Below are 733 nucleotides of genomic sequence, written 5' to 3'. Positions count from 1 at the left end.
TACAGGTTGATCGCATTTCAGGTCATGGATTTTCAGCGGCCAAGGCAGCAATCACTGCCGGGCGTTCACCGACCCGCTGCTGAAACTTCGCTAACGCCGGCCACTGCTGCAAGTCGATATCAAACAACCCCGCCCAGCGCAGCACCACAAACAGGTACGCATCCGCCACTGAGTAGTGCGCGCCCAGCAGGTAATCCTGGCGCTCCAGGGTCTGTACCAGAATCGCAAAACGCTTGAACAGCGTGGCCTTGAACAGCGCCTTCACCTCATCGGGAATCGCGTCCTTGAACAACACTCCCAGCCCGCCATGAATCTCGCTGGAGACAAAGTTCAGCCATTCCTGCAAACGCACCCGCTCCCAGCTGCCATTGGCCGGCGCCAGGCCCGCTGCGGGTACCCGGTCGGCCAGGTATTGCAGGATGGCGGCACCTTCGGTCAGTACCTCGCCGTTGTCCAGTTGCAGTGCGGCCACATAGCCCTTGGGATTGATCTGCAGGAAATCATCACCGTCAGCCGTGAGCTTTTTCTGGTTGTCGACGCGAATCAATTCAAACGGCAGGGCCAATTCCCGCAGCGCGATATGGGAGGCGAGGGAACAGGCATTCGGGGAAAAATACAGCTTCATCGGGGCAACTCCGCAGGACAGTTGCCTTCAGTCTCGTGGGCATGGCACCTTGGGTAAAATTAATCTTTCAGAATCCTGCCATAAGGACAGCTACTGCCATGATGAACC

The 733-nt window shown here is 57.6% G+C and carries 1 protein-coding gene; it reads right to left on the bottom strand.

Annotated elements, in window-relative coordinates; translation table 11 throughout:
• Nucleotides 1-22 precede the first annotated feature (22 nt).
• Complete coding sequence (gene gstA / locus HX786_RS30940) at nt 23-625, bottom strand: glutathione transferase GstA (protein WP_177067305.1); 603 nt, start codon at nt 623-625, stop codon at nt 23-25.
• Nucleotides 626-733 lie beyond the last annotated feature (108 nt).

The organism is Pseudomonas sp. 21615526, assembly GCF_013386245.1.
Taxonomy (GTDB): domain Bacteria; phylum Pseudomonadota; class Gammaproteobacteria; order Pseudomonadales; family Pseudomonadaceae; genus Aquipseudomonas.
The sequence above is the reverse complement of the archived record's forward strand: the minus strand, read 5'-3'. Positions and strand labels throughout refer to the sequence as shown.